At 47.1% G+C, this 13,786-nt stretch carries 10 protein-coding genes; 9 read left to right on the top strand and 1 reads right to left on the bottom strand.

Annotation, left to right across the window (positions count from 1 at the left end):
- Window positions 1-58 precede the first annotated feature (58 nt).
- Window positions 59-1,186 (bottom strand): CDP-glycerol glycerophosphotransferase family protein, encoded by a 1,128-nt coding sequence (locus tag HNP82_RS09705; protein ID WP_183773803.1) that lies wholly within the window; start codon window positions 1,184-1,186, stop codon window positions 59-61.
- Window positions 1,187-1,801: 615 nt separating this feature from the next.
- Between HNP82_RS09705 and mreB the strand changes: the two genes are divergently transcribed.
- The 9 genes from mreB to HNP82_RS09660 all read left to right on the top strand — a co-directional run bounded on the left by mreB (window position 1,802) and on the right by HNP82_RS09660 (window position 13,782).
- Window positions 1,802-2,821, top strand: a complete 1,020-nt coding sequence (gene mreB, locus HNP82_RS09700) for a rod shape-determining protein (protein ID WP_183773802.1) — start codon at window positions 1,802-1,804, stop codon at window positions 2,819-2,821.
- A gap of 43 nt (window positions 2,822-2,864) precedes the next feature.
- Complete coding sequence (recD2, locus tag HNP82_RS09695) at window positions 2,865-5,102, top strand: SF1B family DNA helicase RecD2 (RefSeq protein ID WP_183773801.1); 2,238 nt, start codon at window positions 2,865-2,867, stop codon at window positions 5,100-5,102.
- 71 nt (window positions 5,103-5,173) lie between these two features.
- A complete protein-coding gene (locus HNP82_RS09690) occupies window positions 5,174-7,141 on the top strand; it encodes a DUF4214 domain-containing protein (protein WP_183773800.1) in 1,968 nt (655 codons plus the stop codon).
- A gap of 188 nt (window positions 7,142-7,329) precedes the next feature.
- Window positions 7,330-8,724, top strand: a complete 1,395-nt coding sequence (locus HNP82_RS09685) for an exopolysaccharide biosynthesis polyprenyl glycosylphosphotransferase (RefSeq protein WP_207720598.1) — start codon at window positions 7,330-7,332, stop codon at window positions 8,722-8,724.
- On the top strand, window positions 8,725-9,474 hold the full coding sequence (locus HNP82_RS09680; RefSeq protein ID WP_183773799.1) for a glycosyltransferase family 2 protein: 750 nt from the start codon (window positions 8,725-8,727) through the stop codon (window positions 9,472-9,474).
- A 3-nt stretch (window positions 9,475-9,477) separates the two neighbouring features.
- On the top strand, window positions 9,478-10,437 hold the full coding sequence (locus HNP82_RS09675) for a glycosyltransferase family 2 protein (RefSeq protein ID WP_183773797.1): 960 nt from the start codon (window positions 9,478-9,480) through the stop codon (window positions 10,435-10,437).
- A 24-nt stretch (window positions 10,438-10,461) separates the two neighbouring features.
- Window positions 10,462-11,733 carry a glycosyltransferase gene (locus tag HNP82_RS09670; protein WP_183773795.1) on the top strand — a complete coding sequence of 424 codons (1,272 nt, stop codon included), beginning with the start codon at window positions 10,462-10,464 and terminating at the stop codon, window positions 11,731-11,733.
- Window positions 11,734-11,737: 4 nt separating this feature from the next.
- Window positions 11,738-12,514 carry an ABC transporter permease gene (locus tag HNP82_RS09665; protein ID WP_183773793.1) on the top strand — a complete coding sequence of 259 codons (777 nt, stop codon included), beginning with the start codon at window positions 11,738-11,740 and terminating at the stop codon, window positions 12,512-12,514.
- A gap of 2 nt (window positions 12,515-12,516) precedes the next feature.
- The gene (locus tag HNP82_RS09660) at window positions 12,517-13,782 is read left to right on the top strand and encodes an ABC transporter ATP-binding protein (RefSeq protein ID WP_183773791.1); all 1,266 of its coding nucleotides are present in this window, start codon (window positions 12,517-12,519) and stop codon (window positions 13,780-13,782) included.
- The last annotated feature ends 4 nt before the right edge of the window (window positions 13,783-13,786 follow it).

The raw sequence follows: 13,786 nt of genomic DNA, 5'->3' as shown, positions 1-13,786 counted from the left end.
CGCTGCTGGTCACCATGTGACCGGCAGCGATCTATCCGCAAATGGGAATCAGGCGTTTTTATAAAAAAGAAAGAATATAACGGGCAATGTCTTGCCCAGCATGACCGCTGTAACATATGTATTTGTCTGAAAAGGCTTTCAGACGGTCCCAGTCATATATGCCGCTGTGGATGGCATCCATAAGAACCTGGGGATCGCTGCTGGATGGTCCGGGGATTTCTTTGTAATAGTCAATGGCCAGTCCCCGCTCTTGCAAGTAGCGGCTCATGTCGAAATTATAAAAATAAACCGGAAGGCCGATAAAGGCAGCTTCATAAACAATGCAGGAATAATCGCTGATCACTGCGTCCGCTACAAAAAGCATATCAAAGGATGAAAAATTCGGCGCACATAAAATTCCCGGACCGCTTATGGAAATCTTTGAAAGCGGATGGGGCATGAATACAAGAATATCTTTGGTTTCGTCGAGAAACAGGGTCAGATTTTCAATGGCAGCCCGCATCTTTTCCTCATCTTTCCGGAATGTTGGACAGTATAAAATGACGCGGCGCCCTTCCAGTTCCGGAAATTTTTTATAAATTTCACTGCGCTTTTTCTTTTTGTATTTTGCGCTGCGCAGCAGGTCTGTCCGCGGAAGAGGCATGATTCTCACAATACTGTCATCACAGTTAAAACCTCTGGCAAGGTCATGGCTGTAAGCCGGGGAGCTGGCCAGGACACAGGTGTAATTTTCGTGCATATGGAGCAGGCGGGCAGTCTTTGAGGGAACGCCCTCAGGCGTGTCAAGAGCAGTGTAGCCAAACTTTTTCATGCTGCCCATGGAGTGCCATATCTGTATGATCTGCAGATTTTTCCGGTGCTTTAATAAGGAAACAACGATACAATAGGTGTCCAGCACAACCACTTTGCTTGTGGCAATATGATACATCTGCTTCAACATATGAAAACCATATTTGATCAGATCAATATATTTGGCGTTGAGCCTTTTTTCCAATGTATGACAGAGGGTGACGATCTTTATCTGTGGCGCCTGTTTTAAAAGATGGCGCCGGATCAGAGTAAAATCCAGGGATGGCCGGTTGGCCTGGCGGGAAATCATCACCACTTTGTCTTCTACCGGACATAATTTCATAAAAAAATAGATGATGCCCAGAAAAACCTGAGCGCACGCAACAAGTATTTTCATAGTTTTTACCAATGGCGAGCTTCACCATACATCCCGATAAAGCCCGGCCCATAAAGGAAGGCAGAGAATGCCGTCTTTGTTTACTGCAACAAAAAAGCAGCAGGAACCTGATAAAACCAGCCCTGTGGCTGAATATAAAAATCGTAACAGTTCAGCCACGCCTACGCTGCGCTGACCTGCGGCTTATGCCGCTCCTTTGCTCATTATCGGGCGGTCACTTCATCAGGAATGGGCGGCTGATCCTTATGCAAGCATAAATCATCCTGCCCATCCCTGATGGCTGAACTGTTACAAAAAATTCCGCGTGCCCCTACTACTATGAGGCTTATTTTATCACGTAATCGAAAACTATACAATCCTATATCTTAAAAAAATTTTACAAAAACATGATGAAAATTTTGTGAAATTTAAGTGATAAAAATCTGGAATTTTCCGGAAAAACCCATAAATAACAGGTTTTCTGGAAAAAAATCCCGGTATATATAAGAATGGAATTGTTACAATTTATGTAATATTTTTATGGTAATTTACAGAAAATCAGTTATAATAGTACTGTATGCGATTTGAACACTACTAAATGCCTTGAAAAAAGGCATATTTGGAAAGGGGAAAGTAATGTTAGGCTCAGATATCGGAATTGATTTGGGAACTGCCAGCATTCTTGTATATATACGTGGAAAAGGAGTTGTTTTAAGCGAACCGTCGGTGGTCGCTTATGATAAAGATACTAATCAGATCAAAGCCATCGGCGAGGAGGCACGGCTGATGATCGGAAGGACGCCGGGCAATATCGCGGCAGTCCGGCCGCTGCGCCAGGGCGTGATCTCTGATTACACAGTTACGGAAAAAATGTTAAAATATTTTATTCATAAAGCCATGGGCCGGAAAAATCTCCGGCGGCCCAGAGTGAGCGTGTGTATCCCCAGCGGGGCCACGGAGGTTGAAAAGCGCGCCGTTATCGACGCGACTATGGAAGCCGGGGCGAGAGACGTTATTATTATTGAGGAACCTATTGCCGCCGCTCTCGGCGCGGGAATTGACATTTCAAAGCCCAGCGGCAACATGATCATAGACATTGGCGGCGGGACGACAGACATCGCCGTGATTTCTCTGGGCGATACAGTAGTAAGTACATCTATTAAAGTCGCCGGCGACGATTTTGACGACGCCCTGATCCGCTATATGCGCAGAAAGCACAATATGCTCATCGGTGAGCGGACTGCGGAAGATATCAAAATGTCCATCGGCTCTGTCTATGAGCGGCCGGAACCGGTGATGGCCCAGGTTCGGGGGCGGAATCTCCTCACCGGGATGCCGAAAGTGATTCAGCTTTCTTCCGAGGAAACCCAGGAAGCCTTCACCGAGGCAGCTTCGGCCATTGTTGCCGGTGTTCACCAGGTACTGGAACAGACCCCGCCGGAATTATCGGCGGATATTGCCCAGAGAGGCATCTTGCTCACCGGCGGCGGCAGTCAGATTTACGGCATGGAAGAACTTCTGGAAGAGTCCACCGGCATCCGCACCACCACAGTGGATGACCCGCTCTCGGTTGTAGCCATCGGTACCGGGCGATACGCGGAGTTTATTGAGGGCATGGGCGAGTTGGCCGCAGCTCACAGCGCTGTGCGTATGTGAAGATAAGCTTCGGTGCCCATGCATGGTATAAGGAGGTGACTGCATGGAGGAGCTTCAGGGACTGGTGGAACATATAGTATATCACAACGACGGCAACGGATATACTGTGCTGAATTTAATGTGTCAAGGCAGTGAAGTTGTGTGCGTTGGTACCATGCCAGTCATCAGTGAAGGTGAATATATTAAAGCCCAGGGCAGCTATGTGGAGCATATGACTTACGGTCAGCAGTTTAAGATCGACACGTTTTCCGTGGAAATACCGGAGGACGCTTATTCTGTGGAGCGCTATCTGGCGTCCGGGGCGATTAAAGGTGTGGGGCCTAAAATGGCCCACAAAATAGTCTCTAAGTTTAAAGAGGACACATTCCGCATTATCGAGGAGGAGCCGGAGCGCCTGGCCGAAATCAAAGGAATCAGCGAGCGCAAGGCTCAGGAGATTTTTGAACAGTTTCATGATAAGCAGGATATGCGCCAGGCGACAATGTTTCTTGCGAAATTCGGCATTTCTTCCACTTACGCCATAAAAATATATAATGAATACGGCAGCCGTCTCTATGATATTATCCGGGAAAATCCCTATCGGCTGGCAGAAGACATTACCGGTATCGGATTTAAACTGGCCGACGAGATCGCTCACAGGGCGGGAATCGGGCAAAATTCCGACTACCGTATCCGCAGCGGCATTATTTACGCTCTGGCCCAGGGGACTCTGTCCGGCCATACTTACCTGCCTAAAGATATTCTTGTTGCCAGGACGTCGGAGCTTCTGGACATTGATCCGTCTCTCATCGACAAGCATCTCATGGATCTGAGTATTGACAAAAAGATCATGGTCCGGGAAATGGACGGGGAAGTGGTGGTCTACGCTTCCTCCTATTATTATCTGGAGCTGAATGTGGCCCGGATGCTGAAAAATCTTAATATGACCTATGACGTGGAGGATCTCTCTCTGCCGGAAGTGATTCGCCGTATTGAGATGCAAGAGGGGATTGCCCTTGATGATATGCAGAGAATGGCGGTTATGGAGGCGGTGCGCCATGGCGTTCTTGTCATTACCGGAGGACCGGGAACGGGAAAAACAACCACCATCAACGCCATGATCAAATATTTTGAATATGAAAATCTTGAGATCCGCCTGGCGGCCCCTACCGGCCGGGCGGCAAAACGAATGACCGAAGCCACCGGCTATGAGGCGTCCACGATCCACCGGCTTCTTGAATTGTCCGGAGCGCCGGAAGACCAGGCGTTGGCCCGGTTTGAGCGCAACGAGCAAAATCCTTTGGAGGCCGATGTGATCATTATCGACGAAATGTCTATGGTTGACATAAACCTTATGAACTCCCTGCTCAAAGCTGTCATGCCGGGAACCCGGCTGATCCTTGTGGGGGACGTGAATCAGCTCCCTTCTGTTGGGCCGGGAAACGTGTTGAAAGATATTATCAATTCCCACTGCTTTAACGTTGTGCGGCTGACAAAGATTTTCCGCCAGGCACTGGAGAGCGCCATCGTCACCAATGCCCATAAGATCAACGACGGCATTCCCATTGACCTGGCGCATAAAACAAGAGATTTTTTTTGTATGAAACGTTATGACACTCCGTCCATTATCGGCGTGATGATTGCCCTGATCCGGGATAAGCTGCCTCCCAATGTGGGTGCGGCGCCCTATGAGATTCAGGTGCTGACCCCTATGCGCAAGGGAGAGCTTGGCGTCGAGCGTCTCAATGTGATCCTGCAGCAGTATCTCAATCCTCCTTCCTCGGACAAGAGGGAGAGGGAACATCGCCAGGGCCTTTTCAGAGAAGGGGACAAGGTGATGCAGATAAAAAATAATTATCAGATTGAGTGGGAAGTTACAGATAAATACAATATCCCTGTAGATAAAGGGGTGGGCGTTTTTAACGGTGACACCGGTATTATAAAAGAAATCAATACTTTTGCGGAATTACTTACTGTAGAGTTTGATGAGGGCCGCAAAGTCAGCTATCCTTTCAGCCAGTTAGATGAGCTGGAGTTAGCCTATGCGGTTACCATACATAAATCTCAGGGCAGTGAGTACCCGGCAGTGATCCTGCCGCTGCTTTCCGGACCGAGAATGCTTTTTAACAGAAATCTTCTCTATACTGCGGTGACCCGCGCCAAAAGGTGTGTGGTCATTGTGGGAAGCGAAGAGACGGTGGAAAGGATGATCGGCAACGTCAGTGAACAAAAACGTTATACCGGACTGTGTCAGAGAATTGGGGAAGTTATGGGAATGAAACAACCGGCACAGCCATCTTAGCCGGAGTATCTGTAAAACCTGTGCCGCTTTGGCTTGTCCCGGCGGTACACACAGGAAATGGAGGAAATGACATGAGAACACGAAAAACCTTGAGCAAAAAGACTGCGGCGGCAATGCTGGCAATGCTGTTGACTGCGGGGATGGTTACGCCTTCTTATGCCCAGGAAATACCATTAGAGCAAAATAGCGCCCAGACACAGGAAACCATAGAAAACCAGACTCAGATCCAGAGTGAGACACAGACTGAAAGTCAGACTATAGTTGAGAGCGAGACTTCGGGCGAGAGCGAAACGCAAATTGAGAGCGAGACTTTAGTTGAGAACGAGACACAGATTGAAAGCGAAACTCAGACTGAAAGCGAAACTCAGACTGAAAGCGAGACACAAATTGAGAGCGAAACACAGTCTGAGAGTGAGACTTCAGTTGAGAACGAGACACAGATTGAAAGCGAAACTCAGCTTCAGTCCGGGAGTGAAACCCAGAATGAGGTGGCTGAAAATCAGATTGTCAACGATGACCCGGAAGCGGACCGCAGTTATCGTCAGAACGCCGTATATGATTCTATGATTATGCCGTTTTCTGCGGTACAGGATCAGGAGGTCACAGCCTACGGCATTGATGTATCACAGTGGAATGGAGATATTGACTGGGAAAAAGTAGCCGCTGACGGCGTAGACTTTGCCATAATCCGTGTGGCGTACAGAGGCTATGGCACCGGAAAGATTGTTATGGATGAAAAAGCTATTGAGAATCTTGAGGGGGCCACAGAGGCGGGCATAGGCGTTGGCGCTTATTTCTTCTCCACAGCTCTCACAGAGGAGGAGGCTGTTGAGGAAGCTCAGTACCTTATTAATGTCCTTAAAGATTATAATATTACATATCCGGTGGCCTACGACTGTGAAGGCTATGAGGATGAGGATTACCGCAACCATGAATTAACTAAAACCCAGCGTACCGATAATGCCATTGCCTTTTTAAAAACTATCAGTGACGCCGGATATAATGCTACAATGTATGGCAGCCAGTTCTATCTCCAGGACGATTGGGATGAGGATTATGACAGCGAGTGGACATGGGAAACCAGCCGGATTAACAGCCTGTATAATACGTGGGTAGCCCAGTATTTTTATTATCAGGAGGTGGGGCAGGAGTATCCTTCCTATGAATCTATTGAAGGCCGCAATACAACCTATGACGGTGATTATATGATGTGGCAGTTTACATCTCAGGGGGTGATTGATGGTATCAGCGGATATACAGACCTGAACCTCTATTACGGAGAAGTGCCCTCCGATGAGGAGGAAGAGCTGACCGGTGTGCCAGGCTTTGTGAGCCGCCTTTATACCATAGTCCTTGATAGAAAATATGATGCCGCCGGTCTGCAGGAATGGGTGGATGTGCTAGTCAGCGGCGAGACCACCGGCGCCGAGGTTGTGCGGGACTTTATTTTAAGCCCGGAATTTACCGACAAAAATGTGAGCGATGAAGAATATATTGAAATTTTGTATAATACCTGCATGGACCGTAAATCCGACGCCGCAGGTAAGGCGGCCTGGCTGGAACGGCTGAATCAGGGATTTTCAAGACTTTACGTTTTGAGAGGCTTTATCGAGTCCGATGAATTTACAGGTATCTGTGAAGATTTCGGCATTGTCCGGGGCAACATCCCGTTAAGCGAAAACCGGGATCAGAATGACGGCGTGACCAGGTATGTAAGCCGGTGTTATGAAATCTTCTTGGACAGAAAGCCGGATGTGGAAGGCCTTAATGACTGGACAGGACTGATCCTGGCGGATAGAAGCTACGCCGCCCAGCTTCCCGACGGATTTATCGGCTCTGATGAGTTTGTCAATAAAAATCTGTCCAATGAGGAATTTGTAAGGATCTGCTACCGGGCGATTTTGGACCGGAATCCGGATCAGGATGGACTGAATGCCTGGGTAAGGCGTCTTGAGGCCGGGGATTCCCGCAGAGAAGTTCTGGCCGGGTTTACAGACTCTGATGAGTTTAAAGAACTCCTCGCCGATTATGGGCTGTAGGCTTTGTTACTGTCCGTTTCGTGAACAGTCACCGGACTTTTGGCAATTCAGACAGATAAAATATGGAAAATTGTAGAAAATAGTAATAAATAACCGATAAAAGTGTGTTATAATGTATCATAACATAACTATTCAGCCCTGCGGCAGGATAGTTATGATGCACTACAGACAGGGTTTGGAGAGGCAACGTGAAGAAAGTTATATGGACATTTAGAAAATCAGTAATATTTTTGATAAAAATGGTGTTATACCTGGCATTGCTGGGCAGCTTTTTCTTCATTATGGGTATTGAAGACTGGCAGCTTTTGCGGCCTTCCCGTACGGCGGCGATCACCCTTGTGACTTTCTGCCTTTCCGGACTGGGACTGACCGCAGCCTACGGGACTTTTGACATTGGTCAGAGGAAGAGCAAGCCGATCATCGCCTCTCTGGGGCTGGCTGTTGTTCTCACAGATCTTGTGACCTATATTGTCCTGGCCATCATGAACACTAATGATGCCAATAACCGTCAGTTCCGCTTTGAGAACATCGGTCTGCTGCTCATCGTCATTGTAGTGCAGATATGGCTTGTGATTATTTTTACTTACGCGGGCAATTACATCTACTTTCGCATGTACGCGCCGGAGCGGTGCTGCATTGTCACAGAGTCTGTCCAGAGCCTCAATGAGATTGCCAAAGCAGTGTCCCGTTTTAAGAAGCAGTACCGTATTTGTTATGCCAGGGATTATCGGTCAGAAAAGCTTTATGAGACTATCCTGAAATGTGACACCGTCTTTATCTATAACGTACCTGTGCGGGAACGGACGGAGATCATGGAATATTGTTACCGGAATTTGAGAAATGTCTATATCAGCCCTGAAATTTCTGATATTGTTGAGATTAACTCCAAACATGTGATCCTCGACGATATTTCGCTGATCAGCGCTCCTGTCAAGGAGCTGTCTTTTGAACAGAAGGTGGTCAAAAGGCTGATGGATATTGTGCTGTCTTTGGTGGCTCTGATTATCTCCAGTCCGATCCTGCTGTTGTGTGCTGTCAGTATAAAATTATGCGACGGCGGAAAAATAATATTTAAGCAGCGCCGGGCCACAAAGGATGGAAAGGTTTTCCAGGTTTATAAGTTCCGCACCATGCGGGAAAATGTGAAAAATTTTTCCGTTGTATCCGATGATGACCGGATCACTCCGGTGGGAAAGATCATGCGCAAATATCGTCTGGATGAACTGCCTCAGTTTGTCAACATCTTGAAAGGTGAGATGAGCATGGTAGGGCCACGGCCGGAGATGCTTGAAAATGTTTATCTGTATACTAAAGAATATCCGGAGTTTTCCTATCGTCTCCGGGTTAAGGCTGGACTCACCGGCTATGCTCAGATTGCGGGCAAGTATAACACATCGCCAAAGTATAAACTTGTATTGGATCTGATGTATATTGAAAAATATAGTCTTGTAAAAGATCTGAAACTGCTGCTTCAGACATTGATCGTTGTATTTAAGCCAGACAGTACGGAAGCTTTCAAAGACAAGGAGAAAGTGATTCTGTCCGGTCTGGATAAGGAATCCAATGATTGGTGGGGGGAATAAATGGAAGAGAAGATTACAGGGAGCATTGTCACCTATAATAATGAAAAAACCATACTGGAATGTGTAGAATCTATTCTGGATCACACAAAAAATTGTGATTTCCAGCTTTATATTTATGATAACCGGTCGACAGATCAGACCGTGCCGCTTCTGCGTCGGCATTTTCCTCAGGTAAAGATCATTGAGGGAAAGGAAAATATCGGCTTTGGCCAGGGCCATAACCAGATCATACGCCGGGTACATTCGGATTTTCACGCTGTGATCAATCCGGATATTTTTTTCAAAAGCAACGTGATCCTCCAGATGGTTCGCTATATGGAGGAACATCCGGAAGTAGTGCAACTGACGCCTATGATCCGCAACCTGGACGGGACCATACAGTATCTGCCAAAACGGGACCCGAATTTTAAGTTTGTCGTTTTAAGCAAGCTGCCTTTTTTGAAACATTACCGCAGGATCTACACTATGGAAGATACAGTTATGATCCGTCCTGCAAAAGTCATGTCCTGCACTGGATGCTTTTCTGTGATCCGGACGTCTGTGCTGAAAAAAGTCCACGGCTATGACCGGCGGTTTTTTATGTATTTTGAGGACGCGGACTTATCCCGGAGGCTCCGGGCTTACGGGGATCTTGTCTATCATCCGGGAATGCACGTCTACCACACCTGGAAAAGAGATAATACAAAAAGCATGAAGGGCGTCTGCATTTTTTTGCGGTCCATGGTGAAATATTACAGAAAGTGGCGATAAACCATGATTGACATACTTTTAGCCGCTTATAATGGCGAAAAATATATTGAGGAACAGATAGCTTCCATAGAGGCTCAGACTTGCGCAGAGTGGAATCTGTGGATCTGTGATGACTGTTCCACAGACGAGACGGCCGCCCTGGCTGCTGCGGCTGCCAGCCGGTTTAATAAAAGCCATCCGGATTCGGACCGGCGAAAGATTACAGTCAGTGTCAATAAAAAAGCCTGCGGCGGCGCCGCCCAAAACTTTATGCATATGCTGTCTCTGGCCTCCTCGGATTATGTGATGTTCTGTGACCAGGATGATTACTGGAAGCCGGATAAAGTTGAAAAAACATTAAAACGGATGAAGGCTATGGAAAAGAAATACGGCGCCCATACGCCTCTTCTTGTCTACACCGATCTTACGGTGGCGGATGAGATCCTTAACACCATCGCGCCGTCTTTTATTCAATATATGAATGTTCCGCCCAAAGTAACATTGCCAAGGCTACTGCTGCAAAACAGCGTGACAGGCTGTACAGTAATGATGAATCGGGCTTTATATACTCTGGTGCGCCAGGTTAAAATGGCAAAAGGGATCGCCATGCATGATCATTTCGCGGCTCTCACAGCCAGTGTTTTCGGAAAAATCGGATTTTTACCGGAGGCTACCATTTTGTACCGGCAGCACGGAGACAACACTGTCGGGGCGGCCGACGCCCGAAGCCTTTCCTATCTATGGAAGCGGTACCGCCAGGGGAAAAAACAGTTCCGCAAAGAGATGCAAGGTTATATGGCTCAGGCAGACTGTTTTTACCAATTATTTCACAGCCGGATCAAAGATCCGAAGATTCAGAAGCTGATCTTTGACTACGGCCACCTTTATGAGAAAAATAAGTTTTACAGAATAAACTTTTATATAAAAAATCATGTCATCAAATATGGCTGGTTAAGAGCCGTGATGCAGATGATCTGGGGATAACCGGATCAGAAGATGGAGTCGAAAATGAGTACTATTACATCCAATATGCTCAGGCAGGCTGAGAAGATCAAACCTGCCCTGAAAAAAGTTTTGCCGCAAAAATTTCTTACATCTGCAAAATCCCGAATGCTGGAACAGTCTTACAAAAGTCTTGTGCGTCAGGGGCGGCGTCCCTTCGCGCCGGGGAAAAAGCCTTACGGGATCAATGTGATTGGTCTTGTACAGGCCCAGATGGGGCTGGGACAGAGCTGCAGACTGCTGGCCGATGTTCTTGAAGCCAGCCAAATCCCTTACGCCCTTTACAATTTTAGGCTGCCGGCCTCGTTAATGAGTGCCCAGGAGCATGGATATGATTCGAGGATCCGGGAAGATTTGCCCTATGGGATCAATCTGATCCACATTAATCCCGATGAAATGCTCCTGATGTATGACCGTCTGCCCAAAGATTGTTGGGATGACAGCTACAATATCGCTTTCTGGCTGTGGGAGCTGGAAGAAATTCCCAAAAGCTGGGAAAAGTATTTCCCCATGCTTGATGAAATATGGACCCCGTCAGAATTTATCAGCGGTAATCTTCGAAAAGTTACCGACCTGCCAGTAAAGACCATGCCGTATTGTGTGACTGCCAAAACCGATGAAAAATATGACCGGGATTATTTTCATCTGCCCAAAGACCGTTTTCTTTTCTTGGCGATGTACGATTCCAACAGTACTATGGAGAGGAAAAATCCTATGGGTGCGGTTAACAGCTTTAAAAAAGCCTTTCCCCCAGGGGATTACCGGGTAGGCCTGGTGATCAAAGTTAACAATGCCAGAGAGGAAGACTTGAAAATATTAAAAGAAGGGCTTAGAGACTACGATAATGTTTACTATATCACAAAAACTCTGGAAAAAGATCAGGTCAATACACTGATCAGAGACTGCGATGTTTTCGTGTCCCTCCACCGGGCCGAAGGTTTTGGCCTGGTCATGGCAGAGGCCATGCTCGTGGGAACGCCCTGCATTGCCACCAATTGGTCCTCCAACACCGAGTTTATGAATGATGATGTGGCCTGTATGGTGGATTACTCATTTACAACGCTTAAAGAAGATTATCCTCCATATAAAAAGGGGGCGGTCTGGGCGGATCCGGATGTGGACCAGGCTGCCGGTTATATGAAGAAACTGCTTGAAGATAAAAAGTACTATAACGGCCTGGCACAGCGGGCAAAGTCCTATATTTCCAGAAAACTTGGCATGGATCAGGCTTTAGAAAAAGTTAAACGGCGCATGGCGCAAATTTACGAAAAGGATTGAATCTATGAAACATTTAAAAGAACTTTATGATTATCGTGAAATGATATACAGCCTTGTGCGGCAGGATCTGCGGGGGCGCTACAAAGGCTCTGTTCTGGGATTTTTGTGGACTTTTATCAATCCCCTGCTCCAGCTTGCCGTATACACCTTTGTATTTTCCATTGTTATGCCAAATAACATTGAAAAGTTTTACCTTTATCTTTTTGTCGGCCTTGTGCCATGGCTCTTTTTCAGCGGTTCTATGACGGGAGGCGCAGCCTGCATTATGGCCCAGAAGGATATGGTGAAAAAGATTTACTTTCCGAGAGAAGTTATGCCTATTTCCTATGTGACCAGCGGTTTTGTCAATATGCTGTTCAGCTTTATCGTCATCTTTGTAGTTATCCTGTTTTCAGGTATCGGCGTCAATCCACTGGCATGGCTGTGCCTTCCCATTGTCATGATTGTAGAGTACATTATGGCTTTAGGCGGCGCCATGGTCACGTCCGCCCTGACAGTTTACTTTCGGGATCTGGAATATATTCTTGGCATCGTCACCATGGCATGGATGTACCTGACCCCGGTGGTGTATTCTATCGACATGGTTCCCGAACGGCTGCGCCCGCTGCTGAACTTTAACCCTATGACCCCAGTGATCAATGCCTACCGGGAAATCCTCTATTACAAACAGTTCCCTGAGCTTAGAAATCTGGCCTGGGCCTTTGTCCTCGGCCTTATCGTTCTGGCTATCGGAATACTTGTATTTAATAAGCTGCAGAAAGGTTTCGCGGAGGAGTTGTGATCATGGATAAAGGGAATGCGATTGAAGTTAAAGATGTCAAAAAGAAATTCAGAGTATATTTTGATAAAGGCAACCAGTTAAAAGAGCGTCTGCTGTTCCGCAGCAGGAACCGCTATGAGGACCGGTGGGTATTAAACGGCATCAGCTTTAATGTAAAAAAAGGGGAAGCAGTGGGATTAATCGGCCACAACGGCTGCGGAAAAAGTACTACATTAAAACTTTTAACCCGGATCATGTACCCTACAGAAGGGACCATTGAGCTTTCCGGGCGGGTGTCCAGCCTTATCGAGCTGGGCGCCGGATTTCATCCGGATATGAGCGGCCGGGAAAATATTTATACAAACGCTTCTATTTTCGGCCTGACTAAAAAAGAAATTGACGAACGCATGGACGACATTGTGGAATTTTCCGAAATGGAACAGTTTCTCGATAATCCGGTACGCACTTACTCCTCAGGTATGTATATGCGTCTGGCCTTTTCTGTGGCCATTAACGTCAATGCGGATATTCTTCTCATTGATGAGATCCTGGCGGTGGGGGATATTAACTTTCAGGCCAAATGTTTTAATAAGCTTAAAGAGATCAAGGCTCAGGGAACGACCATTGTCATTGTTTCCCACTCCCTGGGACAGATCGAGCAGATCTGTGACAGGACCATCTGGATCGACGGCGGAAAAATCAAGGCCGACGGAAAACCCAGAGACGTCCACCCAGAATATATGGACTTTATGGGACAGAAACGCCAGGTCATTGCTGAAAAAGAAAATGCCCGCAAAGAAGAAAAGAGCGGAAAAAAAGCCGGCGAGCGTGGAGAGGATGCAGAGAGCGGAGAATCCGGTGAGGATAAAAAGCGGTGGGGCAACGGCCATGCCCGGATCAATAAGGTGCGACTTTTGGACGAGCAGGGCAAGAGCCAGAGCGCTTTTGCCACAGGCAGCCCTATAACCATTGAGATGGATTACAGCGTCCGCCAGAAAGTGGAAGACGCAGTGTTTGGCATCGGCATTTTCAATCAGAACGGACAGCAGGTTTACGGCACTAACACCCGCATTGATCAGATGGATGAATTTGCCCTTGAAAAAGACGGAACCATGAGCGTACATCTGGATCAGGTGAATCTCCTGCCGGGGATATATCTTCTGGATATTGCCATTGAATCCCAGGTAGGTGTCCCGGTAGACTATTTCCGGGAGGCGTACACCTTTGAAATGTACTCCCAGATCGGGGATGTGGGGATTGTCCGCCTGAACCATCAGTGGAAGATATAGAGGG

The organism is Catenibacillus scindens, assembly GCF_014202115.1.
Classification (GTDB): domain Bacteria; phylum Bacillota; class Clostridia; order Lachnospirales; family Lachnospiraceae; genus Catenibacillus; species Catenibacillus scindens.
The sequence above is the reverse complement of the archived record's forward strand: the minus strand, read 5'-3'. Positions and strand labels throughout refer to the sequence as shown.

Coding starts and splice junctions, on each gene's coding strand:
- HNP82_RS09665 (WP_183773793.1), top strand. CDS start 11,738: ATGAAACATTTAAAAGAACTTTATGATTATCGTGAAATGATATACAGC.
- HNP82_RS09680 (WP_183773799.1), top strand. CDS start 8,725: ATGGAAGAGAAGATTACAGGGAGCATTGTCACCTATAATAATGAAAAA.
- HNP82_RS09705 (WP_183773803.1), bottom strand. CDS start 1,186: ATGAAAATACTTGTTGCGTGCGCTCAGGTTTTTCTGGGCATCATCTAT.
- HNP82_RS09690 (WP_183773800.1), top strand. CDS start 5,174: ATGAGAACACGAAAAACCTTGAGCAAAAAGACTGCGGCGGCAATGCTG.
- HNP82_RS09675 (WP_183773797.1), top strand. CDS start 9,478: ATGATTGACATACTTTTAGCCGCTTATAATGGCGAAAAATATATTGAG.
- recD2 (WP_183773801.1), top strand. CDS start 2,865: ATGGAGGAGCTTCAGGGACTGGTGGAACATATAGTATATCACAACGAC.
- HNP82_RS09660 (WP_183773791.1), top strand. CDS start 12,517: ATGGATAAAGGGAATGCGATTGAAGTTAAAGATGTCAAAAAGAAATTC.
- mreB (WP_183773802.1), top strand. CDS start 1,802: ATGTTAGGCTCAGATATCGGAATTGATTTGGGAACTGCCAGCATTCTT.
- HNP82_RS09670 (WP_183773795.1), top strand. CDS start 10,462: ATGAGTACTATTACATCCAATATGCTCAGGCAGGCTGAGAAGATCAAA.